General features: G+C 71.4%; 25 protein-coding genes and 1 pseudogene. 8 read left to right on the top strand and 18 right to left on the bottom strand.

The genetic code is table 11. The features are described from left to right. Positions 1-53: 53 nt before the first annotated feature. Complete coding sequence (locus AB0E62_RS25930) at positions 54-386, bottom strand: ATP/GTP-binding protein (protein ID WP_362198382.1); 333 nt, start codon at positions 384-386, stop codon at positions 54-56. Between the two features lie 223 nt (positions 387-609). Here AB0E62_RS25930 and AB0E62_RS25925 point away from each other — a divergent pair, with 223 nt between their 5' ends. Next, on the top strand, positions 610-1,638 hold the full coding sequence (locus tag AB0E62_RS25925; protein WP_362198379.1) for an LLM class flavin-dependent oxidoreductase: 1,029 nt from the start codon (positions 610-612) through the stop codon (positions 1,636-1,638). Between the two features lie 159 nt (positions 1,639-1,797). Here AB0E62_RS25925 and AB0E62_RS25920 read toward each other — a convergent pair whose 3' ends face one another. Continuing rightward, a complete protein-coding gene (locus tag AB0E62_RS25920) occupies positions 1,798-2,190 on the bottom strand; it encodes an SCO5389 family protein (RefSeq protein ID WP_030610147.1) in 393 nt (130 codons plus the stop codon). Between the two features lie 276 nt (positions 2,191-2,466). On the opposite strand from AB0E62_RS25920, the gene nucS reads away from it, so the two are divergent. Beyond that, entirely contained in the window at positions 2,467-3,138 is a 672-nt protein-coding gene (nucS, locus tag AB0E62_RS25915) for an endonuclease NucS (protein WP_362198375.1), read from the top strand. Between the two features lie 1,143 nt (positions 3,139-4,281). Here nucS and AB0E62_RS25910 read toward each other — a convergent pair. From AB0E62_RS25910 to AB0E62_RS25895, 4 genes are all read right to left on the bottom strand, one after another. Then, positions 4,282-6,942 carry an ATP-binding protein gene (locus AB0E62_RS25910; RefSeq protein WP_362198372.1) on the bottom strand — a complete coding sequence of 887 codons (2,661 nt, stop codon included), beginning with the start codon at positions 6,940-6,942 and terminating at the stop codon, positions 4,282-4,284. Between the two features lie 275 nt (positions 6,943-7,217). Next, on the bottom strand, positions 7,218-7,541 hold the full coding sequence (locus AB0E62_RS25905; RefSeq protein WP_030610139.1) for an STAS domain-containing protein: 324 nt from the start codon (positions 7,539-7,541) through the stop codon (positions 7,218-7,220). Positions 7,542-7,699: 158 nt separating this feature from the next. Then, a complete protein-coding gene (locus AB0E62_RS25900; protein ID WP_362198369.1) occupies positions 7,700-8,548 on the bottom strand; it encodes a 3-hydroxyacyl-CoA dehydrogenase family protein in 849 nt (282 codons plus the stop codon). Between the two features lie 125 nt (positions 8,549-8,673). After that, a complete protein-coding gene (locus AB0E62_RS25895) occupies positions 8,674-9,315 on the bottom strand; it encodes a TetR/AcrR family transcriptional regulator (protein ID WP_362198366.1) in 642 nt (213 codons plus the stop codon). Positions 9,316-9,394: 79 nt separating this feature from the next. On the opposite strand from AB0E62_RS25895, the gene AB0E62_RS25890 reads away from it, so the two are divergent. The 3 genes from AB0E62_RS25890 to AB0E62_RS25880 are packed head-to-tail and all read left to right on the top strand — an operon-like array spanning position 9,395 to position 11,538. Continuing rightward, the gene (locus AB0E62_RS25890; protein WP_362198363.1) at positions 9,395-10,180 is read left to right on the top strand and encodes an ATP-binding cassette domain-containing protein; all 786 of its coding nucleotides are present in this window, start codon (positions 9,395-9,397) and stop codon (positions 10,178-10,180) included. Positions 10,181-10,202: 22 nt separating this feature from the next. Then, on the top strand, positions 10,203-10,952 hold the full coding sequence (locus AB0E62_RS25885; RefSeq protein ID WP_362198360.1) for an ABC transporter permease: 750 nt from the start codon (positions 10,203-10,205) through the stop codon (positions 10,950-10,952). 13 nt (positions 10,953-10,965) lie between these two features. Continuing rightward, positions 10,966-11,538, top strand: coding sequence for a cob(I)yrinic acid a,c-diamide adenosyltransferase (locus AB0E62_RS25880; protein ID WP_362198357.1), 573 nt, complete (start codon positions 10,966-10,968; stop codon positions 11,536-11,538). Positions 11,539-11,748: 210 nt separating this feature from the next. Here the strand turns inward: AB0E62_RS25880 and AB0E62_RS25875 are convergent. Both AB0E62_RS25875 and AB0E62_RS25870 read right to left on the bottom strand, forming a co-directional pair. Continuing rightward, positions 11,749-11,997: pseudogene (locus tag AB0E62_RS25875) on the bottom strand (type II toxin-antitoxin system prevent-host-death family antitoxin); the annotation flags it as partial. Between the two features lie 38 nt (positions 11,998-12,035). Beyond that, positions 12,036-12,575 carry a hypothetical protein gene (locus AB0E62_RS25870; RefSeq protein ID WP_362198354.1) on the bottom strand — a complete coding sequence of 180 codons (540 nt, stop codon included), beginning with the start codon at positions 12,573-12,575 and terminating at the stop codon, positions 12,036-12,038. 151 nt (positions 12,576-12,726) lie between these two features. Between AB0E62_RS25870 and AB0E62_RS25865 the strand changes: the two genes are divergently transcribed. The 3 genes from AB0E62_RS25865 to AB0E62_RS25855 all read left to right on the top strand — a co-directional run bounded on the left by AB0E62_RS25865 (position 12,727) and on the right by AB0E62_RS25855 (position 16,501). Further along, positions 12,727-13,899 carry a histidine kinase gene (locus AB0E62_RS25865; protein ID WP_362198351.1) on the top strand — a complete coding sequence of 391 codons (1,173 nt, stop codon included), beginning with the start codon at positions 12,727-12,729 and terminating at the stop codon, positions 13,897-13,899. After that, the gene (locus tag AB0E62_RS25860; RefSeq protein ID WP_362198348.1) at positions 13,896-14,543 is read left to right on the top strand and encodes a response regulator transcription factor; all 648 of its coding nucleotides are present in this window, start codon (positions 13,896-13,898) and stop codon (positions 14,541-14,543) included. Before AB0E62_RS25865 ends, AB0E62_RS25860 begins: the two co-directional genes overlap by 4 nt. A 137-nt stretch (positions 14,544-14,680) precedes the next feature. Beyond that, a complete protein-coding gene (locus tag AB0E62_RS25855) occupies positions 14,681-16,501 on the top strand; it encodes a glycoside hydrolase family 18 chitinase (protein ID WP_362198345.1) in 1,821 nt (606 codons plus the stop codon). A gap of 6 nt (positions 16,502-16,507) precedes the next feature. On the opposite strand, the gene AB0E62_RS25850 is transcribed toward AB0E62_RS25855, so the two are convergent. The 10 genes from AB0E62_RS25850 to AB0E62_RS25805 form a co-directional block, all read right to left on the bottom strand. Continuing rightward, entirely contained in the window at positions 16,508-16,954 is a 447-nt protein-coding gene (locus AB0E62_RS25850; protein ID WP_362198342.1) for a DUF2550 domain-containing protein, read from the bottom strand. A gap of 154 nt (positions 16,955-17,108) precedes the next feature. Next, the gene (locus AB0E62_RS25845) at positions 17,109-17,483 is read right to left on the bottom strand and encodes a F0F1 ATP synthase subunit epsilon (RefSeq protein ID WP_030610105.1); all 375 of its coding nucleotides are present in this window, start codon (positions 17,481-17,483) and stop codon (positions 17,109-17,111) included. A gap of 110 nt (positions 17,484-17,593) precedes the next feature. Then, entirely contained in the window at positions 17,594-19,030 is a 1,437-nt protein-coding gene (gene atpD, locus AB0E62_RS25840; protein WP_362198338.1) for a F0F1 ATP synthase subunit beta, read from the bottom strand. Then, positions 19,031-19,948: a F0F1 ATP synthase subunit gamma gene (locus AB0E62_RS25835; protein WP_362198335.1), complete on the bottom strand. Its 918-nt coding sequence runs from the start codon at positions 19,946-19,948 to the stop codon at positions 19,031-19,033. Between the two features lie 21 nt (positions 19,949-19,969). Continuing rightward, a complete protein-coding gene (gene atpA, locus AB0E62_RS25830; protein WP_030610097.1) occupies positions 19,970-21,559 on the bottom strand; it encodes a F0F1 ATP synthase subunit alpha in 1,590 nt (529 codons plus the stop codon). 167 nt (positions 21,560-21,726) lie between these two features. Further along, positions 21,727-22,542, bottom strand: a complete 816-nt coding sequence (locus AB0E62_RS25825) for a F0F1 ATP synthase subunit delta (RefSeq protein WP_362198331.1) — start codon at positions 22,540-22,542, stop codon at positions 21,727-21,729. Continuing rightward, entirely contained in the window at positions 22,539-23,084 is a 546-nt protein-coding gene (locus tag AB0E62_RS25820) for a F0F1 ATP synthase subunit B (RefSeq protein WP_189998797.1), read from the bottom strand. The genes AB0E62_RS25825 and AB0E62_RS25820 overlap by 4 nt, the downstream gene beginning before the upstream one ends. A 37-nt stretch (positions 23,085-23,121) precedes the next feature. Beyond that, positions 23,122-23,370, bottom strand: a complete 249-nt coding sequence (locus AB0E62_RS25815; RefSeq protein ID WP_018544514.1) for an ATP synthase subunit C — start codon at positions 23,368-23,370, stop codon at positions 23,122-23,124. 72 nt (positions 23,371-23,442) lie between these two features. After that, on the bottom strand, positions 23,443-24,279 hold the full coding sequence (atpB, locus tag AB0E62_RS25810) for a F0F1 ATP synthase subunit A (RefSeq protein ID WP_362198326.1): 837 nt from the start codon (positions 24,277-24,279) through the stop codon (positions 23,443-23,445). Positions 24,280-24,489: 210 nt separating this feature from the next. After that, entirely contained in the window at positions 24,490-24,930 is a 441-nt protein-coding gene (locus tag AB0E62_RS25805; protein WP_362198323.1) for a hypothetical protein, read from the bottom strand. Between the last annotated feature and the right edge of the window lie 74 nt (positions 24,931-25,004).

Here is a 25,004-nt window from a genome sequence, read left to right as displayed (position 1 = left end):
GGGTGATGTGACGTACGGCGGGTGAGCCGTACGACGGGGTGTGGCCGTACGGCTCAGAACCTCGGCGCGTTACGGGACCGCTGCACCCGCGTGGTGCGGCGGTCCTTCGCGTTCCAGCACGCCTTGTGCCAGTGCCTGCGGTCGTCGACGCCCGCGAACTCGGGCCAGGCCACCACGTGCGGGACGCCGGAGGGGATCAGCTGGTCGCAGCCCGGGCAGCGGTAGCTCTTGCCCTGCGCGCCGGCCCCCGCGACGTGCCGCACGCTCCAGTCCTCCCCCTGCCAGCTCTCCGTGGACTGCCAGCCGCCGTACCGGCCGGCCCGGTCGTCCTCGGCGCTCCGGCCCGACGATCCGGCTGCCTTCGGTCGGTTGCGACGCGGGGACACGGGACACCTCTCGGGGCTATACAGGAAGCACGGGCTCCATCCAGCCTACGCGGCGCCGACCGGGGTACGGGTACGGAACCAACCCCCACAAGTCTCCCTCTCGGGTGACCCATTCTGCAGACAATCGGCAAATCTCCTTGCGGAAGCGTGTCCTTGGCACGTGTCAGACGGTTATGCCCGGTGGGGGAGCTCCGGGTCGGAGCCAAGGAAGCAGGAAATTGCGATGCGCGTAGGAACTTTTGTGCTGGCCGCCCAGTTCCCCGGCCAGGGTCCGGGCGAGGCGCTGCACCGGGCGGTCCGCTCGGCGGAGGTCGCCGAGCAGGCCGGGCTGGACGCCGTATGGCTGGCCGAGCACCACTTCGTGCCCTACGGCACATGCCCGTCGGCGGTCACCCTGGCCGCGCTGCTGCTGGGCCGCACCGACCGCATCCGGGTCGGCACGGCGGTCAGCGTCCTGCCCACCGCGCACCCGGTCGCCCTCGGCGAGCAGGCCGCGCTGCTCCACGTCACCAGCGGCGGACGGTTCACGCTGGGCGTCGGGCGCGGCGGCCCCTGGGTGGACCTGGAGGTGTTCGGCGCGGGACTGAAGGCGTACGAACACGGGTTCCCGGAGTCGCTCGATCTGCTGCTGCGCTGGCTGGGCGAACCGGCGGTGGCGGCCTCCGGTGAGCGGTACTCCTTCCGCGAGGTGCCGGTCGTGCCCCGCCCGTCGGACGCCCTGACGGACACCCCCGGCCCCGAGGTCGTACTGGCCTGCACCTCGCCGGCGAGTGTGCGGCTGGCCGCCGAGCGCGGGCTGCCGATGCTGCTCGGCATGCACGTCGGGGACGAGGAGAAGGCCGAAATGGTCGCCCTGTGGCGGGACTGCGCCCGCGCGGCGGGCCGGCCGGCCGAGGAGATCGCGGGCGCCGCCCATGTCTCGGCCGGTGTCTGCCAGCTCGCCGACCGGCGCGCCGACGCGGCCGAAACCCTGCTGAAGGCGATGCCGGGCTGGCTGCGGCAGGGACTCTCGGCCCATATGACGGTGGACGGGCGGGAGCGGGTCATGCGCGATCCGCACGCCTACACGGAACTGCTCTGCGGGCTGCACCCGGTGGGCACCCCGCGGCTCGCCGCCGACCGGCTCGCGGCCACCTCGGAGCGCACCGGGATCTCCCGCTTCGCCCTCCTGGTCGAGGGCTCGGGCCAGCTCGCGGCCACCGAGGAGAACCTACGGCGGCTCGGCGCGGAGGTACTGCCCCAGTTGCGCTGACCGCGCCGGCCGTGACCGGCGCGGGACCCGCCGTGAACCGGCGCGGGACCACCTGGGGACCGCCTGGTGCTTGCCGCCCCGGCGACGCGTGCGCCTCCCGAGGGGTGGAGCGGCAAGCCGACGGCTCTCCGACCCGGACCCGGCCGTGCCGCCGCCGCGTCAGCAGTCCCGGAGTTCCGGGGACTGGTTCAGCAGCTGGGCGCGCACCGACGTGAAGCGGGCCAGCCTCTCGTCCACCGAGGCGTCCAGCGGGAACACCGCCACACGGTGGCAGTTCTGGAAGGCCAGCCGCACACCGAAGTGCCGCTGCAGCGCGCCGCGTATCGCGTCACTCGCGAGCGCACGCAGCAGCTGACCGCGCGCCTGCTCGTCCGGCGGGGGCGTCTGGTTGTCGGCGAAGGGGCCGCCGTCCACCTTCAGCTGGGCCACCAGGGAGCTGATCATCTCCCATGCGTAGGGCAGGGAGGTCCGGACGCAGTCGACGAATGCTGCTTCGTCGACCTCGCCTCGCTCGGCCTGTTCGAGTAGGGCCGGTGAGACGTCGAGCGACATGGGTTCTCCTCTCGCACCCCCGAAGCGCAGGGGTTGGCGGACAGATGGGGGAGTTCGCGATTTCCGACACGCTCGGTACAGGGGCCGCAACCTCCCGTTCCCTACGGTAGGCAACGGTCGGTGACCACACCAGCAGAATGCGTATATGGAACGGTCGGCTCATGCTCACTATCGGCCAGGGATGAACAAGAGTTTCCAGGGACAATTGGGGCGATCCACAGGGAGCGGGATGGGCGGATCGCGTGCACCGGCGCGCGTCGAGTAGCGTTGCCGACCATGCGTCTCGTCATTGCCCGATGCTCGGTCGACTACGCCGGCCGGCTCACCGCCCACCTTCCCTCGGCGCCGCGCCTGATCCTGGTCAAGGCGGACGGCAGCGTCTCCATCCACGCCGACGACCGGGCCTACAAGCCGCTCAACTGGATGTCGCCGCCCTGCACGCTGAAGGAGGGCACCGGCGAGGACGCGGGGGTGTGGACCGTCGTCAACAAGGCGGGCGAGAAACTGATCATCACGATGGAGGAGATCCTGCACGACTCCTCGCACGAACTCGGGGTGGATCCCGGCCTGATCAAGGACGGCGTGGAAGCGCACCTCCAGGAGCTGCTCGCCGACCGCATCGAGACCCTGGGCGAGGGATACACCCTCATCCGCCGCGAGTACATGACCGCGATCGGTCCGGTCGACATCCTGTGCCGGGACGCCGACGGGGGGACGGTCGCGGTGGAGATCAAGCGACGGGGCGAGATCGACGGCGTCGAACAGCTCACCCGCTACCTGGAGCTGCTGAACCGCGACCCCCATCTGGCGCCGGTCCGCGGCGTCTTCGCCGCGCAGGAGATCAAGCCCCAGGCCCGCGTCCTCGCCACCGACCGCGGCATCAACTGCCACATCCTGGACTACGACGCCCTCCGCGGCATCGAGGACGACAAACTCCGCCTGTTCTGAGTCCCCGGCCCCCGTCCTCCCCGCCGCGAACGCCAGCCGGCCCAGGGCCCACCGTTCACCGCGCGAGGGGCGGAGGGGGCCGACGCGGCCGACGCCCCTCACAGCCGCGCGGCTCCCCCGGCCCCGCCACGGGCACACTCCCGAGCCCCCATCGGCTTCCCTCGCGGCGGGAGGACCGGGCCGGCCCTCGTCACCGGCACCCACCCACCCCCGCCCCCTGTCCGCAGCGGCGCGGGTCGACGGCCCCGGGCCCATCCCTCAATCGCCACACGCCTGCCGCCGCAACGGGAGACAGGGAGACCGCGCCGCCGCGGGAGCGCGAGCCGGGAGACGCCGGGGAAGCGGCCGACGCCCGCCACCGGCACCCTGTCCACCGCGAAGCGGGTCAGCAGTCCCCAGCCGGCCCAGGCCCACCGCTCAGCCGGACACCGCCGCCGCAACGGGCGCAGGAAGACCGCACCGCCGCGGGAGCGCCGACCCTGCCCGCCGACCGGTCGACGGGCAGGGAGACACCAGGGAAGGGCCGACACCCGCCACCGGCACGCCTCCCCCGGCACCCTGTCCACCGCGAAGCGGGTCAGCGGTCCCCAGCCGGCCCCAAGCCCACCGCTTAGCCGGACACCGCCGCCGCAACGAGGGCAAGAAGACCGCGCCGCCGGGGAAGCGGCCGGCGCCCGCCACCGGCACCCTGCCCACCGCGAAGCGGGTCAGCAGTCCCAGCCGGCCCCAAGCCCACCGCTCAGCCGGACACCGCCGCCGCAACGGGCGCAGGAAGACCGCACCGCCGCGGGAGCACCGACCCTGCCCGCCGACCGGTCGACGGGCCGGGAGACACCAGGGAAGGGCCGACACCCGCCACCGGCACGCCTCCCCCGGCACCCTGCCCACCGCGAAGCGGGTCAGCAGTCCCAGCCGGCCCCAAGCCCACCGCTCAGCCGGACACCGCCGCCGCAACGGGCACAGGAAGACCGCACCGCCTCGGGAGCACTGACCCTGCCCGCCGACCGGTCGACGGGCCGGGAGACGCCGGGGGAGGAGGCCTGCGCCCGTCGTCGGCACCCCCGGCTCCCTGTCCGCCGCGGCGGAGTCGATGGTGCCGAAACGGTCCCGGGCCCATCGGTCCGCGCCGGGTCGTGGGCGGGATCAGATCACCGGGGTCGTCGTGGCCGGCGCCGGGTGGGTCGCCGAGGCCGTGGTGGTGCCGGTGGAACCGGTGGTCGTCGTGCCGGTGGTGTCGCCGGTCGTCGTGCCGCCCGTATCGGTGGTCCCGCCCGTCGTACCGTCCGTGGACGTGCCGTCCGTCGAGTCGCCGGTGGTCCCGCCCGTCGTACCGGTGGTGCCGCCCGTCTCGGTCCCCGTCGTGCCGTCCGAGGACGAGCCGCCCGTCTCGGTCCCCGTCGTCCCGCCCGAAGGCGTACCGCCCGTCGAACCGGTGGTGCCCGTGTCGCCGTCCCCGGTCGAGCCGTCGGACGTGCCGCCCGTCGTACCGCCCGTGGAGGAGCCGCCCGTCCCGCCGGGCCGCGGCGAGGCCGACGGCGAGCCGGAGGAGGTTTCCGGACGGGACGGCTCGGCGCTCCCCGAGGGGCGGGCCGTGGCGTCCGGCGGCGCGGGGTCGTCCGCCGTGCCGTACGTGCCGTCCGGACCCGGTGACGTGGGCCGGCCGCCGACCGCGCCGGTGTCCCCGGTGTCCGTCGGCTCCACGTCCGAGTCGGCATCGTCCACCCCCTGGCTCGCCGACGGATTGGCGTCGACCTTGCCCGCCGGGTCCCGGTCGGTGCTGCCGGAGGACGTCATGCCGAGCGTGACGACCGTACCGAGCACGGCCGCGAGCAGGGCACCGGCACCGGCCGCCACCAGGTTGCGCCGGGCCAGCCGCCGAAGGCCGCCGCCCCGCGCCCCGGGCCGCGTCGCGGGTCCCGGCGCCGGCGGCGTCACCGGCTGCGGCACGGGCTGTGTCAGCTGCCGGGTGAGCTGGGTCCCGCCCGGCGGACCGTAGGGCGCCGGCGCCGGCTCGTCCTGCCGTACCTCCGCCGGTTCCTCCTCCCCCGGCACCGGGGCACTCGGCATCAAGGCACTCGGCGCCGACGCACTCGGCACCGACCGGCCCGGCGCCTCGCCGGCGCGGTCGGCGAGCAGCGCCAGCGCCCGGCGGCCGGCCACCGCGCCCCGCCTGTCCGCGAGCGCGCCGCGCAGCCCGCTGGACGCCTCCAGCTCCGCGCGGGCCCGGCCGAACTGCCCGGAGCACAGCGCGAGGATGCCCAACTCGTGATGGAAGTAGGCTTGTTCGGCCACCTCGCCGCTCAGCCGGGCGGCCTCCGCGCCGGACCGCAGGGCCCGTTCCCAGGCGCTCCAGTGCAGCCCCGCGGCGAAGGCGGGCGCGGCCGTACGCGCCAGCCGTACCGCGCCGCCCTCCTCGTCCCCGGCGGACGACGCCGCACGCGGGACCACGGCGGCCAGCGCGGCCAGCACCGCGTCGGCCTCCGCGCACACCCGGTCCGGGGTGACCGAGGGGTGCCCGGCCCACCAGGCGTAGTGCCGGGCGGCGGTGAGGGCGTGCCCGGCGGCGTCGTCGGCGTACCCGGCGGCCTCCAGCTGGGCCCGCACACCGGCCGCGAGCCGGTAGCGGGAACCGACCGGCGAGACCAGCCCGCAGCCGGCCAGCTCACCGAGGGCCGCGTCGGCGTGGGTGTCGCCGACCAGGGCGGGCAGCTGCGCCGCGTGCGGCAGCTCGCCGCCGAGCGCCACCGCGAAGCGCAGGGCGGCCCGGGCGGAGGGGCTGAGCCGGGAGGCGAGCAGCGGGGCGGGCGCCGCCGCCTCGCCGAGGGAGGGCAGCGGGACCTCCTCCCCCGGCTCCACCGGCAGGTCGGCGGGCCGGCGTACGTCCTCGAAGACGCCGTACTCGTCCACCGCCCCGGCGGTCGCCCGCAGTTGGTCGCGCTGCCGCAGCAGGGCGCCGGCCTGCACGAACCGCAGCGGCAGTCCCTCGGACTCGAACCACAGGTCGCCGGCCCAGTTGACCTCCTCCTCGGTGAGCGGCCGGCCGGCGGTCCGCTCCAGGATCGCCAGCCCGGCGGCCCGGTCGAGAGCGCCGAGGAAGACCTCCTCCACGTCCGCCTCGGCGGAGGGCGCGGGCACGTCGGGCGTGGCGCCGAACAGGAACGCGCACTCCGGGGTGGCGTCGAGCAGTTCGTCCAGGGCGGTGCCGCCGAACTCCAGGTCGTCCACGACGACGACCGCGCCGATCTCCCGGACCAGCCCGAGAAGTTCGTCCGGATCGGGACGGTACCCGGGGGCGTCGTGGACCACGTGGAACAGCCCGTGCAGCAGGTCGCCGGGCGTCCGGCGGAAGCCGCTGAGCCGGACCACGCCGTCGGGGGCGAGGTCGCGGCAGTCCTCGGCGACCGCGTCGAGCAGCGCGGTACGGCCCGAGCCCGCGGGGCCGGTGAGGCGGACGGAGCGCCCGCGGGCCAGCAGCCGGGCCAAGCGCTCGCGCTCCTCCTGACGCTCCCGCACGGCGGGCGCGGAGGGTTCGGCCGGCGCGGGCGGACGGGCGGCGAGTGCGGCCTCGGCGCGCTCGGCCGCGGTGCGCTTGGCGGGCCTGCCGGGGCGCTCGGCCGGCGGGCAGGGCTCGATCTCGCTGCCGTCGACCGGGTTGACGGTCAGCTGGAGGTCGCCGCAGACCAGCCGTTCCATGCGGGCGGGCGCGGGCGGGCCCGGCGCGAGGTCGGCGGCGAGGGGGTCCCGGGGCGGGCGGCGGTGGTGCGCCTGGCCGTGGTCCTCGGGTCCCGGGTTGATCGGGTCCATGGGTTCAAGCTCCCCAAAAGCGTCGTGTGCCCGTGTTGTGGCCCTCCCGGCCGTGTCGCACACCGCGCTGTCGCTTCTGGTCCGGGCCCGCTCGGAGGGTCGCGAGACGGCGGGCGACCGCACACTAAACCGTCACGGGGTCCGCGCGACAGGGCGGGGTGCCATGCGGTCCGAGACGTCACGGTCTCGGGAGGATTGCCCCCGGCCTACGCTACGACGGTTGCCCCCGGGTCCCCCTCGTACGCGCTCGTACGCGCCGTGCCGCCGTGGGTGTCTCACACCCGGGGCAGCGACTCCACCCCGATGCCGCCCTCGATCGCCAGGATGCGGTGCAGCCGGGTGGCCACCAGCAGGCGCTGCATCTGCGCGGGCACGCCCCGCAGCACCAGCCGGCGCCCGCAGCGGCCGGCCCGCCGGTGGGCGCCCATGATCACGCCGAGTCCGGTGGCGTCCCAGGAATCCAGTTCGGACAGGTCGAGCACCAGGTCGCCGACTCCGGTGTCGACGGCCGAGTGCAGGGCCGTACGGGCGTCCGCCGCGCTGCGGACGTCGAGGCGGCCCCCGACGACCAGCTCGGCGTGGTCGCCCCTGATGTGCATATGCGCTCCCCGTTGAGTGCGGTTGGCGTACTCGGTGACGGATGCTGTGCCCCGTCTGACTGTGCGGGTGGCGGTGCGGTTGCTGGTTGTAAGCGAACCGATACCGAATTCACCCCCGGGAGTGATACCCCCGGGGACTTTGTGACGACGTGTGCCGTTTAGTACTTGTAAAAGCCCTGCCCGCTCTTGCGGCCGATGTCACCGGCGTCCACCATCCGGCGCATCAGCTCCGGCGGGGCGAACTTCTCGTCCTGGGACTCGGTGTAGATGTTGCTCGCGGCGTGCAGCAGGATGTCCACGCCGGTCAGGTCGGCGGTGGCGAGGGGGCCCATGGCGTGGCCGAAGCCCAGCTTGCAGGCGAGGTCGATGTCCTCGGCGGTCGCGACACCGGACTCGTAGAGCTTGGTCGCCTCGACGACGAGGGCGGAGATCAGCCGGGTGGTGACGAAGCCGGCCACGTCCCGGTTGACGACGATGCAGGTCTTGCCGACGGACTCGGCGAACTCCCGGGCGGTGGCGAGGGCCTCGTCGCTGGTCTTGTGGCCGCGGACCAGTTCGACGAGCTGCATCATCGGCACCGGCGAGAAGAAGTGCACGCCGACGACCCGCTCGGGGCGCTCGGTGACCGCCGCGATCTTGGTGATCGGGATGGCGGAGGTGTTGGAGGCGAGCACGGTGTCCTCGCGCACGAGCTTGTCGAGCGCGCGGAAGATCTCGTGCTTGACCTCCAGCTTCTCGAAGACGGCCTCCACGACGACGTCCGCGTCCGCGGCGGCGTCCAGGTCGGTGGTCGGGGTGATGCGGGCGAGAGCGGCCTCGGCGTCCCCGGCGGCCAGCCTGCCCTTGCCGACGAACTTGTCGTACGAGGCCTTGATGCCGTCGGTGCCGCGCCTCAGCGCCTCGTCGGTGACGTCCCGCAGCACCACCTCCCAGCCCGCCTGCGCGGCGACCTGGGCGATACCGGATCCCATGAGACCGGCCCCGATGACGGCAAGCTTCCGTGCCACTCCGACTCCCCTTAGAACACACCGAACGTCTGCCTCTCCGGCGGACCCTAGCGCTCCGGGGGCGTGGTGTGACCGGTAAGTAACGCGCGTCACGTCTCAATTGACGGACATCACACCGGCAGGGGTCAGACCTCGCCCCGGACGGCGTAGTTGAGGACCTTTTCGCTCAACAGGTCCTCGATGTCGTCCATCAGGACGAGTACCTCTCGTGACACTTCGGCCGGTTTGCGGCCGGAGGTCATCTCGCGGCCGATGGCGACGAAGACGGCCTGGTGGACCCAGCAGATCTGACCGGCCATCAGGTCCGGCAGCGGGTCGTCGCCGGCGGCGCCGGTCTCCTCGCGCAGGGTCGCCTCCAGGTTGTCGTGGGTCTCCTGCTGCAGGCTCCACAGCCGCGAACGCAGCGCGGGCGCCTCGCGGATGACCCGCATGAAGCGGTCGTAGCCGTCCATCAGACCGACCCGGGGCGAGACCGCCTCGACCTCCGAGCGCAGTTCGCGCAGGACGGCGCGCGCGGCGGACTCCCCCTCGTCCCGGCCGCGGACCCAGCGGGAGAGCCGGTCGGCCACGCCGGCCGAGCGGTCGAAGAAGAGGTCCTCCTTGGCGGGGAAGTAGTTGTAGACGGTGTTGACGGAGACGTTCGCCGCCTCGGCGATCTCCGCGACGGTCACCGCCTCGAAGCCGCGCTCCAGGAACAGCCCGGTGGCGACATCCGAGATGTACTGCCGGGTCTGCCGCTTCTTCCGCTCTCTGAGCCCTTCAGCCATGTCCGCATCCTAACTTTGCTGGGCGCACTGAAATTTTGGGGTCATTGCAAAATTTAAGGGACTCTGATTTTCTGGCGGCATGACACCAGTCATCAGCACGGCGGGCCTGGCCCGCACCTTCCGGACCAGGTCCGGCACCGTCGAGGCCGTCCGCGGCATCGACCTCACCGTCCACGAGGGCGAGATCCTCGGCTTCCTCGGCCCCAACGGCGCCGGCAAGACGACCACCCTGCGGATGCTCACCACCCTGCTGAAGCCGACCGGCGGCGCGGCCACCGTGGCCGGCCGCGACCTCGTGACCGATCCCGCCGGGGTGCGCCGGGTCAGCGGCTACGTCGCCCAGTCCGGCGGCGTCGACCCGCAGATCACCGTGCGGGAGGAACTGGTCACCCAGGGGCGGCTGTACCGCCTGCCGAAGGCGCGGGCCGTCGCCCGCGCCGCCGAACTGGCCGCCGACCTGGACCTCACCGAGTTCCTGGACCGCAGGACCGGCGCGCTCTCCGGCGGCCAGCGGCGCCGGCTGGACATCGCGATGGCGCTCACCCACCGCCCGGCGGTGCTGTTCCTGGACGAGCCGACGACCGGCCTCGACCCCGGCAGCCGTGCCGGCCTGTGGGAACTGGTCCGCCGGCTGCGCGACGAGCACGGCACGACCGTCTTCCTGACCACCCACTACCTGGACGAGGCCGACGCCCTCGCCGACCGCCTGGTGATCGTCGACCGGGGCACGGTCGCCGCCGAGGGCACCCCCGGCGCGCTCAGGCTCCGCTACGGCGGCTCGCCCGACGCCACCCTCCAGGACACCTTCCTCGCGATCACCGGCCGCGGCCCCTCCCCGGCCGGCGCCGCCCCCGTCGCCGTATAGCCGTACAGGAGATCCGGAAACGATGCTGCTCCACGACACGGCCCTCGTCTACGGCCGTTATCTCCGCCAGTCCCTGCGCTCCCGCTTCGCCCTGCTCTTCGGCGTGCTCACGCCCCTGCTGTACCTGCTCTTCTACGGTCCGCTGCTCACGGATCTGCCGCTGGGCGGGCAGGGCAGCTCCTGGCAGGTGCTGGTCCCCGGCCTGCTGCTCCAGCTCGGCCTGTTCGGCGCCCTGTTCGCCGGATTCACGGTCATCCTCGAGAAGGGGCAGGGGGTGCTGGAGCGGATGCGGGTGACCCCGGTCAGCCGGCTCGCCCTGCTGCTCGGCCGGGTGCTGCGGGACGCCACCGTGTTCGTCTTCCAGGCGGTGCTGCTGGTGCTGGCCGCGCTGGTGCTGGGGCTGCGCGCGCCGCTGGCCGGCGTCCTGATCGGCTTCGCCTTCGTGGCCCTGCTGACGGTCGCGCTGGCCTCGCTGTCGTACGCGCTCGGCATGAAGGTGCGCACTCCGCAGGAGTTCGGCCCGCTGATCAACGCGGTGTCGATGCCCTCGATGCTGCTGTCCGGGCTGATGCTCCCGATGACCCTCGCGCCCGCCTGGCTGGACGTGCTGTCGCACCTGGTCCCGTTCCGCTATCTGGTGGACGCGGTCCGGGACGCGTACGTCGGCGAGTACACGAGCGCGCACATGCTCTACGGCGTCCTGGTCGCCGTGGGGTTCACGGCGCTGGCCGTGACGGCGGGCACGCGGGTGTTCCGGACGGCCGGGGCGTAACTAGGCTGGCCGCATGGTCAATCTGACGCGCATCTACACCAGGACCGGCGACCAGGGCACCACCAGCCTCGGTGACATGAGCCGGGTGCCCAAGACGGACCTCAGGATCGCCGCCTACGCGGACGCCAACGAGGCCAATGCGGTGATCGGCACGGCCATCGCGCTGGGCGGGCTGGCGGAGGAGGTCGTCGCGGTCCTCACCCGCGTCCAGAACGACCTGTTCGACGTGGGTGCGGACCTGTCGACGCCGGTCGTGGAGAATCCGGAGTTCCCGCCGCTGCGGGTGGAGCAGTTCTACGTCGACCGGCTGGAGGCGGACTGCGACCGGTTCAACGAGCGGCTGGAGAAGCTGCGCTCCTTCATCCTGCCGGGCGGCACCCCGGGCGCGGCCCTGCTGCACCAGGCGTGCACGGTCGTCCGGCGGGCCGAGCGCTCCACCTGGGCGGCCCTTCAGGTGCACGGCGACACGATGAACCCGCTCACCGCCACCTACCTCAACCGCCTCTCCGACCTCCTGTTCATCCTGGCCCGCACCGCCAACCAGGAGACGGGGGACGTGCTCTGGGTACCGGGCGGAGAACGCTGACGGCCCCGAGCCGCGGCTCGTCAAAGGCGTCGGTGGATTTCCCCGCGGGGGCCGGCCTCGATCACCAGGATGACGAGCTTGCCGTCATCGATCAGGCAGGCGATCCGTGGCCGGACAGTTTCCTGACGTCGGCGTCGTCACGGTACGGGTCGTCGCCCAGGCGGCTGAGCGCGTGCAGGATGCGCAACGCGGTCGTCTGATCGACGGCCCGAAGATGTCCGCCAGCACGTCGGCCAACGAGGCGCGCGGCGCGTCGCCTTCCTCCCGGAGCGTCTGGAGGGCCTTGCGGGCGAGCAACTCATCGGCGGCCTCTTCCAGCGCCTCGTACTCCTCTATGGGCACGATCGCGGCCACCGGAGCCCCACCGCGGGTGATCACCGTGGGCTCTCCCTGTTCGGCCTGGTCGAGCAGCCTGGCAAGGTGAGCCCGGGCCTCACGCACGGAAACGGATTCGTCCATGCCGCCAGTGGACGCTTCCGCGTGTACACGAGCGGTGTTCACTCGGCCGGCTCCCGCTTCGGAAAGATCGTGTAGCTCGCCGCGATGAGCACGTTGATGCCGATCAGCCACAGCATGGACTGCTGCCAGCCGCGCAGGGGACCGGTGTCGCCGTCGTCGCCGACGTACCAGACGGCGCCCTGGAGCAGGGCGAGGGCGACGGCCGCGGCCAGGATCCAGCGGGCGGCGGCCTTCCACTCGTGGACGGCGCGGGCGGAGCCGTACCTGGGCGGTCTCACCGGGGGCGGGCCGCCGGCGAAGCGGTGGGCCACCCGGGCGTCCACCCACGTGATGGTGGAGTGGCCGAGCCCGGCGGTGAAGCCGATGTAGACCGCGGCGAGGCCGTGCCGCCAGTCCGGCTGGGCGCCGTTCTTCAGGTCGATCGCCGTGGCGACGAGGAGCACGACCTCCAGCAGCGGCTCGCACAGCAGCAGCGCCAGTCCGGTGCGCGGCATCCGCAGCGCGTACCGGAAGGCCAGTCCGGCCGCCAGCAGCACCCAGAACGCCGCCTCGCAGGCGATGACCAGGCCGACGATCACGGTTCGCTCCCCTCGTCCACCCCTCAAGGGTCGCGGCCGGGCCGGGCGGTTTCGTCGTCGGCGCTGAGGAGAGCGCCGTAAACGAAAGTCGCACTCCCGCACCCTTCCCGGGGAGCAGGCGGGGCGGGCCGCGGCCGTGTTGGATGGGGGCATGGCCCGCACGTTCCCCCGCCCGCACCGAGACGACTGGTGGATCGCCGCGGGCGGGCTGCTCGGCGGGCTGCTGCTGTGGGCGCTCGGCATCCACCCCCGGGACCCCGCGGACAGCCTGGTGCTGTGGCACGCGCCCTGGGCGGCCCTGGTCCCGCTGGCGCTCACCGCCGCGTGCGAGCCGCTGCGCCGCGTCCGTCCGCGTGCCGGCCTGCTGATCGGCACCCTCATGCTGGTGCTGGACACGGTGACGCTCGGCAGCGTGGTCACGATCGTGCTGTACACCGACCTGATGTACGCGGCCGTCCTGTACGGCACCCCGGCCTCGGCGCGCCGCATCCCCTGGATCACCGGAATGCTGACGGTCCTCGGCGGGGTGGTGCCGGTGGCGCTGTGGCGCGATCCGCAGGGGCTGCTGATCGGGCTGGGCGTCGGGGTGGTGGCGCTGGCCCCCGCCGCGACCGGCGCCGTGGTGCGCGGGCACCGGGACGCCGCCGAGTCCGCCCGGCTGCGGGCCGAGCAGACCGCGCTGCTGGCCGAGATGGACCGGACCCAGGCGGTGACCGCGGAACGGGCCCGGGTGGCGCGGGAGTTGCACGACATGGTCGCCAACCACCTGTCGGCCATCGCCATCCACTCCACGGCGGCGCTCTCCCTGGACGACGCGAAGACCTCCCGGGACGCGCTGGCCGTCGTCCGGGAGAACAGCGTGGCGGGGCTGGCCGAGATGCGCCGGCTGATCGGGATCCTGCGGGACGGCTCGGGGGACCGGGAGCCCGCCGCCTCCCCCACACTGGCGGGCCTCGGCGCGCTGGTCGACACCGCCCGGGCCAACGGCCTGGACGTGCGCCTGGACGCCGGGCACGGGGAGGTGCCGGCGCCCGTGGAGCTGGCCGCCTACCGGATCGTGCAGGAGTCGCTGACCAACGCCCTGAAGCACGCGGCCGAGGGGTGCGTGCGGGTGGTGCTGAGGCAGCGGGACGACCTGCTGGACATCCGGGTGACCAGCCCGTACCGGCCGGGCGACGGTCCCCGCGCGCCGGGCTCCGGTGCCGGACTGACCGGGATGCGGGAGCGGGCGGCGCTGCTCGGCGGCACGTTCGAGGCCGGGCCCCGGGACGGCCGGTGGACCGTACGGGCCGCGCTTCCGCTCACCGAAGGAGATTCCGCATGATCCGTGTCCTGGTCGCCGAGGACCAGTCCGCCGTCCGCGCCGGGCTGGTGCTGATCCTGGGCAGCGCGCCCGACATCGAGGTGGCCGGTGAGGCGGCGGACGGGGAGCGGGCGGTGGAGCTGGCCCGGCGGCTGCGGCCGGACGTGGTGCTGATGGATGTGCAGATGCCGGTCCTGGACGGGGTGTCCGCGACCCGGCGGATCGTGGCCGAGCGGCTCGCCGACGTCCTGGTGCTGACCACGTTCGATCTGGACGAGTACGTGTTCGGGGCGCTGCGGGCCGGGGCGGCGGGGTTCCTGCTGAAGCACGCGGAGGCGCGGGAGCTGCTGGAGGCGGTGCGGACGGTGGCGCGCGGGGAGGGGGTGGTGGCACCGGCCGTGACCCGGCGGCTGATCGCCGAGTTCGCCGCGGGCGCGGTCCCGGAGCGGGGTGCGGCGGCCGACCCGGCGGTGCTGGAGGACCTGACCCGGCGGGAGCGCGAGGTGCTCGGCTGTGTCGGCGAGGGGCTGTCGAACGCGGAGATCGCCGGCCGGCTGGACATGGCCGAGGGCACGGTGAAGACGCACGTCAGCCGGTTGCTGGCCAAGCTGGGGCTGCGCAGCCGGGTGCAAGCGGCGGTGCTGGCCAGGGAGTTGGGGCTGTAGCGGGGCGCCCGCCGGAATGGCCCCCAGAATGGTCCAGACCTATTGACCTGTGGTCCAGACCTTTCTACCCTCGCAGCACCGCGGGGCATGAAGGCTCAGTCATGCCCCTGACACCTCTACCACGAGGGAGGCGCAGCATGCGCTTCAGACACAGAGCCGCGGCAGGGTTCGCGTCCCTGCTGCTCCCCCTGGCCGGCGCCGTCGCTCTCGCGGGCCCCGCCCAGGCCGCGGGCAACGCCACGGCCACCTTCACGAAGACCAGCGACTGGGGCTCCGGCTTCGGCGGCCAGTGGACCGTCAAGAACACCGGTACCAGCAGCATCAGCTCCTGGACCATCGAGTGGGACTTCCCCTCGGGCACCAAGGTCGCCTCGGCCTGGGACGCCACGGTCACCAACTCCGGTGACCACTGGACCGCCAAGAACGTCGGCTGGAACGGCACCATCGCCCCCGGCGCCTCCGTCTCCTTCGGCTTCAACGGCTCGGGCCCCGGCTCCCCGTCCAACTGCAAGCTGAACGGCGACAGCTGCGACGGCTCGACCCAGCCGGGCGACGCCGCCCCGTCCGCCCCCGGCACCCCGACCGCCTCCTCCGTCACCGACACCTCGGTGAAGCTCAGCTGGAGCGCGGCCACCGACGACAAGGGCGTCAAGAACTACGACGTGCTGCGCGACGGCAAGAAGGTCGCCACCGTCACCACCACGTCGTACACGGACACCGGCCTGACCGCCGGCACCGACTACTCCTACAGCGTGCAGGCCCGCGACACCGCCGACCAGACCGGTCCGGTCAGCGGCGCGGTCAAGGTGCACACCACCGGCGGCGGCACCACTCCCCCGCCCACCGGTGACAAGGTGAAGATGGGCTACTTCACCGAGTGGGGCATCTACGGCCGCAACTACAACGTCAAGAATCTGGTGACGTCCGGCTCGGCCGCCAAGATCACCCACATCAACTACGCCTTCGGCAACGTCACCGGCGGCAAGTGCGCGATCGGCGACTCCTACGCCGACTACGACAAGGCGTTCACCGCCGAGAACTCGGTCAGCGGCGTCGCGGACACGTGGGACCAGCCGCTGCGCGGCAACTTCAACCAGCTGCGCCAGCTGAAGGCCAAGTACCCGCACATCAAGGTGCTGTGGTCCTTCGGCGGCTGGACCTGGTCCGGCGGCTTCGGTGACGCGGCCAAGAACCCGGCGGCCTTCGCGCAGTCCTGCTACGACCTGGTCGAGGACCCGCGCTGGGCCGATGTCTTCGACGGCATCGACATCGACTGGGAGTACCCGAACGCCTGCGGTCTGACCTGTGACACCAGCGGCCCGGCGGCCTACAAGAACCTGATGGCCGCGCTGCGCGCCAAGTTCGGCCCGAACTACCTGATCACCGCCGCGACCACCGCCGACGGCTCGGCCGGCGGCAAGATCGACGCCGCGGACTACGCGGGCGCCGCCCAGTACCTCGACTGGTACAACGTGATGACGTACGACTTCTTCGGCGCCTGGGACGCGAAGGGCCCGACCGCCCCGCACTCCCCGCTGACCTCCTACAACGGCATCCCGAAGGAGGGCTTCACCACCGCCGACGCGATGGCCAAGTTCAAGGCGATCGGCGTCCCCGCCAAGAAGCTGCTCATCGGCATCGGCTTCTACGGCCGCGGCTGGACCGGCGTCACCCAGGACGCCCCCGGCGGCACCGCCACCGGCCCGGCGGCCGGCACCTACGAGCAGGGCATCGAGGACTACAAGGTCCTGAAGACCTCCTGCCCGGTCACCGGCACCGTCGCGGGCACCGCGTACGCGCACTGCGGCAGCAACTGGTGGTCCTACGACACCCCCGCCACCATCAAGACGAAGATGGCCTGGGCCAACACCCAGGGCCTCGGCGGCGCGTTCTTCTGGGACTTCACCGGTGACACCGCCAACGGCGAACTGGTGAGCGCCATCAGCGACAACCTGTAAGAACCCTTACGCAACATTGACGCGCTGACCGGGCGGGGCTGCTTCCAGCCACGCGAGAAATCCGGTCAGCGCGTCTTCGCTCATGGCGAGTTCGAGGCGGGTGTCCCGGTGGACACAGGCCAGCACCACCGCGTCGGACAGCAGCGCCAGTTCCTCCTCGCCCTCGGGCAGCCGGCGCCCGGCCACCTCGATCTGCGAGCGTTCCAGGACACGGCGGGGCCGGACGGCGTAGGAGAAGACCCGGTACCACTCGATGCGGTCGCCGTTGTAGCGGGCGACGCCGTAGGACCAGCCTTTGCCGCCCGTGTCCGGTTTCTCGGGCACGTCCCAGCGCAGCGAGCAGTCGAAGGTGCCGCCGGAGCGCTGGATGAGCCGGCGCCGCAGCCCGAACAGGAACAGTCCCACCACTACGAGCGCGACCACGATTCCGCACACAGTCAGAGCGAGGACCATCGGCACCGACCTCCTCGTCTTCCAGTTGGGGGAACTGCTTCTGTATTTGAGTAATGAAACGGAAAAAACACCCACATCTGCCTCAGCCGCGACCGGCACCGGATTGCTCCGGGCCGGCCGCGGCTGAGTGACGTCAACGTACCGCGCGGCTGGTTCAGCGCGCCGTCGCAGCACGCAGTCGGACGTCCGCGCGGCGCTCGGCGGCGGCGTCGCCCTCCGCCTTCGCCCGCTCCAGCTCCCGTTCCGTCCGCTGGACGTCGATCTCGTCCGACAGCTCGGCGATCTCGGCCAGCAGGGACAGCTTGTTGTCCGCGAACGAGATGAAACCGCCGTGCACCGCGGCGACGACCGTTCCACCTTCACTCGTACGGATGGTCACCGGGCCCGACTCCAGCACACCGAGCAGCGGCTGGTGACCGGGCATGACGCCGATGTCGCCGGACGTGGTGCGCGCGACGACCAGGGTGGCCTCGCCGGACCAGACCTGGCGGTCGGCGGCGACCAGCTCGACGTGCAGCTCAGCAGCCAAGAGTGGCTCCTCGGGTCACCACCCGGCAGGGGCGCCGGGTGTTGGGGTCAATTCTAGTGGGCGTGGATGAGGGGGCGGGACGCGCCCGCCCCCTCAGACGAGCACGGGGCTCAGGAGACGCCCAGCTCCTTCGCGTTCTTCTTGAGGTCGTCGAGACCACCGCACATGAAGAACGCCTGCTCGGGGAAGTGGTCGTACTCGCCGTCGCAGATCGCGTTGAACGCGGCGATCGACTCGTCGAGCGGCACGTCCGAGCCGTCCACGCCGGTGAACTGCTTGGCGACGTGGGTGTTCTGGGACAGGAAGCGCTCCACGCGACGGGCCCGGTGGACGACCAGCTTGTCCTCCTCGCCCAGCTCGTCGATACCGAGGATCGCGATGATGTCCTGGAGGTCCTTGTACTTCTGCAGGATCGTCTTCACGCGCATGGCCGCGTTGTAGTGGTCCTGCGTGATGTAGCGCGGGTCCAGGATCCGGGACGTGGAGTCCAGCGGGTCCACGGCCGGGTAGATGCCCTTCTCGGAGATCGGACGGGAGAGCACCGTCGTCGCGTCGAGGTGGGCGAAGGTGGTGGCCGGGGCCGGGTCGGTCAGGTCGTCCGCGGGGACGTAGATCGCCTGCATCGAGGTGATCGAGTGACCGCGGGTCGAGGTGATGCGCTCCTGGAGGAGACCCATCTCGTCGGCCAGGTTCGGCTGGTAACCCACCGCGGACGGCATGCGGCCGAGCAGCGTGGAGACCTCGGAACCGGCCTGCGTGAAGCGGAAGATGTTGTCGATGAAGAACAGCACGTCCTGCTTCTGGACGTCACGGAAGTACTCGGCCATGGTCAGGCCGGCCAGCGCGACGCGCAGACGGGTGCCCGGGGGCTCGTCCATCTGACCGAAGACCAGCGCGGTCTTGTCGATGACGCCCGAGTCGGACATCTCCTCGATCAGGTCGTTGCCCTCACGGGTGCGCTCGCCCACACCGGCGAACACGGAGACACCGTCGTGGTTGTTGGCGACACGGTAGATCATCTCCTGGATGAGCACCGTCTTGCCGACGCCGGCACCGCCGAACAGACCGATCTTGCCGCCCTTGACGTACGGGGTCAGCAGGTCGATGACCTTGACGCCGGTCTCGAACATCTCGGTCTTCGACTCGAGCTCGTCGAAGTTCGGCGCCTTGCGGTGGATCGGCCAGCGCTCACCGTCGTAGGACTCGTCGACGTTCAGCACCTCACCGAGGGTGTTGAACACCTTGCCCTTGGTGAAGTCGCCGACCGGGACGGAGATGGCGGAGCCGGTGTCCGTCACCGGGGCCTGGCGGACCAGGCCGTCGGTGGGCTGCATGGAGATGGTGCGGACCAGGCCGTCACCCAGGTGCTGGGCGACCTCCAGGGTCAGGATCTTCTTCTCGCCCTCGTTCGCCGGGTCGGCGACCTCGACGTGCAGGGCGTTGTAGATCTCCGGCATCGCGTCGACGGGGAACTCCACGTCGACGACCGGGCCGATGACCCGGGCGACGCGGCCCGTAGCCGTCGCGGTCTCAACAGTGGTGGTCATTTATCGGTCACTCCCCGCGGTCGCGTCGGCCAAGGCGCTCGCGCCACCGACGATCTCGCTGATTTCCTGGGTGATTTCGGCCTGGCGGGCCGCGTTGGCAAGACGGGAGAGCGTGTTGATCAGCTCACCCGCGTTGTCGGTGGCCGACTTCATCGCGCGCCGCGTGGCGGCGTGCTTCGAAGCGGCCGACTGGAGCAGCGCGTTGTAGATGCGGCTCTCCACGTAGCGCGGCAGCAGGGCGTCGAGGACGTCCTCCGCCGAGGGCTCGAAGTCGTACAGCGGGAGGATCTCGCCCTGCGGCTTGACCTCCTCGGCGACCTCGTCGAGGCGCAGCGGCAGCAGCCGGGCGTCGAGCGCCGTCTGCGTCATCATCGAGACGAACTCGGTGAAGACGATGTGGAGTTCGTCCACACCACCCTCGGCCGTGTCCTTCTGGATGGCCTCGATCAGGGGCGCCGCCACCTTCTTGGCGTCCGCGTACGACGGCTCGTCGGTGAAGCCCGTCCACGACTCCGCGACCTTGCGCTCACGGAAGTTGTAGTGGGCGACACCGCGCCGGCCGACGATGTACGTGTCGACCTGCTTGCCCTCGCGCTCCAAGCGCTCGGTCAGCTGCTCCGCCGCCTTGATGGCGTTGGAGTTGAAGGCGCCGGCCAGGCCGCGGTCGCTCGTGAGGAGCAGGACCGCGGCACGGGTCGGGTTGTCCGCCTCGGTGGTGAGCGGGTGCTTGGTGTTCGAACCCGTACCGACCGCCGTGACCGCGCGCGTCAGCTCGGTCGCGTAGGGAGTGGAGGCCGCCACCTTGCGCTGCGCCTTGACGACGCGCGAGGCGGCGATCATCTCCATCGCCTTCGTGATCTTCTTGGTCGCGGTGACGGATCGGATGCGACGCTTATAGACCCGGAGCTGGGCTCCCATGAGTCAGGTCCCTTCCTTACGTCACTTGGCGGCGGACGGGGCGTCCTCGCCGAGCAGCTTGCCGTCCGAGGTCTCGAACTGCTTCTTGAAGTCCGCGATCGCGTCGGCGACGGCCGTGAGGGTGTCGTCGGACATCTTGCCGCCCTCGCGGATGGAGGTCATGAGGCCCTGCTCCTGGCGGTGCAGGTACTCCAGCAGCTCCTTCTCGAAGCGGCGGATGTCGGCGACCGGCACCTCGTCCATCTTGCCGGTGGTGCCGGCCCAGACGGAGACGACCTGGTCCTCGGTGGACATCGGCTGGTACTGGTCCTGCTTCAGCAGCTCGACCATGCGCTGACCGCGCTCCAGCTGGGCCTTGGAGGCGGCGTCCAGGTCGGAACCGAAGGCGGCGAACGCCTCCAGCTCACGGAACTGGGCGAGGTCGACGCGGAGGCGGCCGGAGACCTGCTTCATCGCCTTGTGCTGGGCGGAACCACCGACTCGGGAGACGGAGATACCGACGTTCAGCGCGGGGCGCTGACCGGCGTTGAAGAGGTCCGACTCCAGGAAGCACTGGCCGTCGGTGATGGAGATGACGTTGGTCGGGATGAACGCCGAGACGTCGTTGGCCTTGGTCTCGACGATCGGCAGACCGGTCATCGAACCCGCGCCCATCTCGTCGGAGAGCTTGGCGCAGCGCTCCAGCAGACGGGAGTGCAGGTAGAAGACGTCACCCGGGTAGGCCTCACGGCCCGGCGGGCGGCGCAGCAGCAGCGACACGGCGCGGTAGGCGTCGGCCTGCTTCGACAGGTCGTCGAAGATGATCAGGACGTGCTTGCCCTGGTACATCCAGTGCTGGCCGATGGCCGAACCGGTGTACGGCGCCAGGTACTTGAAGCCGGCCGGGTCGGACGCCGGGGCGGCGACGATGGTCGTGTACTCCAGCGCGCCGTTCTCCTCCAGCGCGCGGCGGACCGACGCGATGGTGGAGCCCTTCTGGCCGATGGCGACGTAGATGCAGCGGACCTGCTTCTTGGGGTCGCCCGAGCGCCAGTTGTCGCGCTGGTTGATGATCGTGTCGACGGCCAGGGCGGTCTTGCCGGTCTGGCGGTCGCCGATGATCAGCTGACGCTGGCCACGGCCGATCGGGGTCATCGCGTCGACGGCCTTGTAGCCCGTCTCCATCGGCTCGTGCACCGACTTGCGCTGCATGACCGTGGGGGCCTGCAGCTCGAGGGCGCGGCGGCCGTCGGTCTCGATCTCGCCGAGGCCGTCGATCGGGTTGCCGAGCGGGTCGACGACACGGCCGAGGTAGCCCTCGCCGACCGCGACGGAGAGGACCTCGCCGGTGCGCGTGACCGGCTGACCCTCCTCGATGCCGCTGAACTCACCGAGGACGATGGCGCCGATCTCGCGCTCTTCCAGGTTCAGCGCGAGGCCGAGGGTGCCGTCCTCGAACTTCAGCAGTTCGTTGGCCATGGCCGAGGGCAGGCCCTCGACCTTCGCGATGCCGTCGCCGGCAAGGGTGACCGTACCGACCTCCTCGCGCGAGGCCGCGTCCGGCTTGTACGACTGGACGAAGTTCTCCAGCGCGTCCCGGATCTCCTCCGGCCGGATCGTGAGCTCCGCCATCTGGGTTCCCTGCTCTCCTTGTTGGGCCCGAAGTTTCACTTTGGGGGGATGGGGACTCCCCCCAACAGGAGGTGAATCCTCTGCACGGCCCAACCAGGGCCGTATGTACGTACTACGTCTTACGGACTTCTACGGAAGACCGACAAGACCGATCTGTCGAGTTGCTGCTAGCTCGCCATGCGGCGGGCGGCCTCGTCGAGCCGGTCCGCGAGGGAGCCGTTGATGACCTCGTCGCCGACCTGCACCCGGATGCCGCCGATGACCTCGGGGTCGACGTCCAGGTTGAGGTGCATCCGACGGCCGTAGAGCTTGGTCAGGGCGGCGCCGAGGCGCTGCTTCTGCCCGTCGCTCAGCGGGACCGCCGAGGTGACGACGGCGACCACGCGGTTCCGGCGCTCGGCGGCCAGCCTGGACAGGGACTCCAGTCCCGCCTCCAGGCTACGTCCACGGGGCGCGGTGGCGAGGCGCGTCACCAGTCGCTCGGTGGCCGGCTTGGCCCGTCCGCCCAGCAGCCGGTGCAGCAGCTCGGTCTTGGCCGGGGCGCCGGCGGCACGGTGGGTGAGCGCGGCGCGCAGCTCGGTGCTGGAGGAGACGATCCGGCCGAACCGGAACAGCTCGTCCTCGACGTCGTCGAGCGTGCCCGTCTGCTCCGCGGCCGTGAGGTCGGCGATGTTCGCCAGTTCCTCCAGCGCGTCCACCAGGTCGCGCGGCTGCGACCAGCGGGACCGGGCCAGCCCGGACAGCAGGTCGGCGGTCGTCCCGCTGACCTGGCCGCCGATCAGCCGCTGGACCAGCTGGGCCTTCGCCTCTCCGGGCTGCGCCGGGTCGGTGAGGACCCGGCGCAGGCCGGCCTCGCGGTCGAGCAGCGCGGTGACGGCCGCCAGCTCGTCGGCGAGCTGCGCGGCGTCCACGGACGTGGAGTCCGTCAGCGCGTCCAGACGCTCCCGTGCGGCTGCCAGTGCCTCGCGGCTCGCTCCGTTCATCGCGTGGCCTCGGCCTTCTCCTCGAGCTCGTCGAGGAAGCGGTCGATCACACGGCTCTGGCGGGCGTGGTCCTCGAGGGACTCGCCGACGAGCTTGCCGGCCAGTTCGGTGGCGAGCCGGCCGACGTCCTGGCGCAGCGCGGACGCGGCGGCCTTGCGGTCGGCCTCGATCTGCGCGTGACCGGCGGCGACGATCTCCTCGCGCTGGCGCTGGCCCTCGGCCCGCATCTCGGCGATGAGCGCGGCACCCTGCTCCTGCGCCTCCTGGCGCAGGCGCGCGGCCTCGTGCCGGGCCTCGGCGAGCTGGGCCTTGTACTGCTCAAGGACGCTCTGGGCCTCGGTCTGCGCGGCCTCGGCCTTTTCGATACCGCCCTCGATGGCTTCCCGGCGCTCTTCCAGAACCTTGTTGATGTTCGGGAGGAGCTTCTTGGCGAGGAAGGCGAAGACGATGACGAAGGCGATCAGGCCGATGACGAGCTCTGGGATCGGCGGGATGAGGGGGTTCTCGGCCTCCTCAGCCGCCAGCTGAACCAGGGGGCTCATATCAGTGCCTTTCGTCTATTGGTGCGCGGCGGTCGGGTCAGGAGGCCGGGTAGACGAACGGCATGACCAGACCGATCAGGGCGAGCGCCTCACAGAAGGCGAAGCCCAGGATCTGGTTGGCGCGGATCAGACCGGCCGCCTCGGGCTGGCGGGCGAGGGCCTGGGTGCCGTTACCGAAGATGATGCCGACGCCGACGCCCGGGCCGATGGCGGCGAGACCGTAACCGATGGAGCCGAGGTTGCCCTTGATCTGGACGCCGGCGGCAAGGGTTTCGAGAGCGGACATGCCGGTTCTTCCTTCTCTTTCAAAGACCGGTGGGGGTTGGCCACCGGATGTCTGGGTGGGTGATCGGGTGGCTCAGTGGTGCTCGGCGAGCGCGCCCTGGATGAAGCTGCAGGTCAGCAGTACGAAGACATACGCCTGGACAGCCTGGATGAAGAGCTCGAAGGCGGTCATCACGATGACCATCACGAACGACACGGCGGAGTAGGCGATGCCGATGCCGTTCAGCATGTACCAGCTGGCGATCGTGAAGAGCAGCAGCAGCGTGTGCCCGGCGAACATGTTCGCGAAGAGTCGGACGGCGTGGGTGAAGGGCCGCACGAGGAGGTTCGAGAACAGCTCGATCGTCATCGACAGCGGGAGCACCGCGCCGAGGGACTTGTCGTAGCCGGTGAAGTTCTTGAAGGCGCCGACGAAGCCGTGCCGCTTGAAGGTCAGCCCGACCCAGAGGACGTAGACGATGCCGGCCAGGATGGCGGGGTACGAGATGATCGAGGTCACCGGGAACTGGGCGACCGGGATGACGGACCAGAGGTTCATCATCCAGACGAAGAAGAAGAGCGAGACGACCAGCGGGACGTACTTCTCGCCTTCCTTCTTGCCGATGGTCTCGTAGACGACGCCGCGGCGGATGAAGTCGTAACCCGACTCGGCGACCATCTGGAGCTTGCCCGGGACGACCTTCGGCTTGGCGAAGGCGGCCCAGAAGAAGCCCACGATGATGATGGAACCGAGGAGCGCCAGCAGCATCGTCTTGTTGAAGTACAAGTTGCTGTCCGCGTCGCCCCAGAGCGGCTTGAACAGGAACGAGTGCAGGCCCGGAGCCGGGAAGCCGCACCCGTCGAACAGGTGGCAGCTCGTTTCGAAAGCGAGCGTCTGCGTCGGGTCAGCACTCACCGCGGGCTCCTTCATCGTGGCGCATAGGTACGGCAACCTCGTTGTGTCGGCGCGGCGCACGGCCGCGGGTCGGCACGGGACTGGTGTTACGGATGTGGGGGCGGCTGTGGGGCATCTCGCCTCGCGATCGAGCAGGCGTCAGCTCAGATGCCCGCGCCCGCGATGCCGCAGTTGGCACCGGACGATAGCAGCATCTCTCGTGCGCCTTTATCCCGGCCCTACCTCTCACGACGAATGCCCTGTCTTCGTGGGCTTGTCGCCCTTCGACGAGGCATCGGGATCGACGTAGAGGATCTTCGCCTTCATGTGGGCGCGCGTCTGCGCGGCGATCCACGCGAGGGTGGCGACCACGAGCGTGATGGCGAAGGCGCGCGGGTTGAACAGCGTCGTGTTCTTGAACAGCGCGACGAAGATGACCAGCAGCAACAGCTGGGCCGCGTAGAGCATCAGGCCCATCATCTGGAACAGCTGGGGAAAGGATTTGGCGGTGCGCTGGAGCACGAAGAGGCCCAGCCCCATGAAGACGACGACCACCAGCGTCGCCACGACGGCCCCGACAGCCCCCTTGCCGCCGGCGACCACGGCGCTGACGACGGCGGCGATCACACCGACGGCAGCCGTGGGCACTGCGGCCTGGGCCAGGATCCGGGCGTCATTGGACGGCATGGCGGCAACTCCGCTTTCACAGGGGGCAGGGTGTCGTCATGGACGAGCGTAGTCCCGGACCGAGTGATCGAGAT

The sequence above is a fragment of the Streptomyces sp. NPDC038707 genome (assembly GCF_040636485.1).
Classification (GTDB): Bacteria; Actinomycetota; Actinomycetes; order Streptomycetales; family Streptomycetaceae; genus Streptomyces.
Note: the sequence above shows the minus strand (reverse complement) of the source record. Positions and strands in the feature narration are given on the sequence as shown.

Coding starts and splice junctions, on each gene's coding strand:
- AB0E62_RS25905 (WP_030610139.1), bottom strand. CDS start 7,541: ATGCACATCAGGGGCGACCACGCCGAGCTGGTCGTCGGGGGCCGCCTC.
- AB0E62_RS25895 (WP_362198366.1), bottom strand. CDS start 9,315: ATGGCTGAAGGGCTCAGAGAGCGGAAGAAGCGGCAGACCCGGCAGTAC.
- AB0E62_RS25805 (WP_362198323.1), bottom strand. CDS start 24,930: ATGCCGTCCAATGACGCCCGGATCCTGGCCCAGGCCGCAGTGCCCACG.
- AB0E62_RS25865 (WP_362198351.1), top strand. CDS start 12,727: ATGGCCCGCACGTTCCCCCGCCCGCACCGAGACGACTGGTGGATCGCC.
- AB0E62_RS25920 (WP_030610147.1), bottom strand. CDS start 2,190: ATGTCGCTCGACGTCTCACCGGCCCTACTCGAACAGGCCGAGCGAGGC.
- nucS (WP_362198375.1), top strand. CDS start 2,467: ATGCGTCTCGTCATTGCCCGATGCTCGGTCGACTACGCCGGCCGGCTC.
- AB0E62_RS25815 (WP_018544514.1), bottom strand. CDS start 23,370: ATGTCCGCTCTCGAAACCCTTGCCGCCGGCGTCCAGATCAAGGGCAAC.
- atpB (WP_362198326.1), bottom strand. CDS start 24,279: ATGAAGGAGCCCGCGGTGAGTGCTGACCCGACGCAGACGCTCGCTTTC.
- atpD (WP_362198338.1), bottom strand. CDS start 19,030: ATGACCACCACTGTTGAGACCGCGACGGCTACGGGCCGCGTCGCCCGG.
- AB0E62_RS25850 (WP_362198342.1), bottom strand. CDS start 16,954: ATGGTCCTCGCTCTGACTGTGTGCGGAATCGTGGTCGCGCTCGTAGTG.
- AB0E62_RS25885 (WP_362198360.1), top strand. CDS start 10,203: ATGCTGCTCCACGACACGGCCCTCGTCTACGGCCGTTATCTCCGCCAG.
- AB0E62_RS25820 (WP_189998797.1), bottom strand. CDS start 23,084: ATGAGCCCCCTGGTTCAGCTGGCGGCTGAGGAGGCCGAGAACCCCCTC.
- AB0E62_RS25860 (WP_362198348.1), top strand. CDS start 13,896: ATGATCCGTGTCCTGGTCGCCGAGGACCAGTCCGCCGTCCGCGCCGGG.
- AB0E62_RS25835 (WP_362198335.1), bottom strand. CDS start 19,948: ATGGGAGCCCAGCTCCGGGTCTATAAGCGTCGCATCCGATCCGTCACC.
- atpA (WP_030610097.1), bottom strand. CDS start 21,559: ATGGCGGAGCTCACGATCCGGCCGGAGGAGATCCGGGACGCGCTGGAG.
- AB0E62_RS25925 (WP_362198379.1), top strand. CDS start 610: ATGCGCGTAGGAACTTTTGTGCTGGCCGCCCAGTTCCCCGGCCAGGGT.
- AB0E62_RS25825 (WP_362198331.1), bottom strand. CDS start 22,542: ATGAACGGAGCGAGCCGCGAGGCACTGGCAGCCGCACGGGAGCGTCTG.
- AB0E62_RS25880 (WP_362198357.1), top strand. CDS start 10,966: ATGGTCAATCTGACGCGCATCTACACCAGGACCGGCGACCAGGGCACC.
- AB0E62_RS25855 (WP_362198345.1), top strand. CDS start 14,681: ATGCGCTTCAGACACAGAGCCGCGGCAGGGTTCGCGTCCCTGCTGCTC.
- AB0E62_RS25890 (WP_362198363.1), top strand. CDS start 9,395: ATGACACCAGTCATCAGCACGGCGGGCCTGGCCCGCACCTTCCGGACC.
- AB0E62_RS25910 (WP_362198372.1), bottom strand. CDS start 6,942: ATGGACCCGATCAACCCGGGACCCGAGGACCACGGCCAGGCGCACCAC.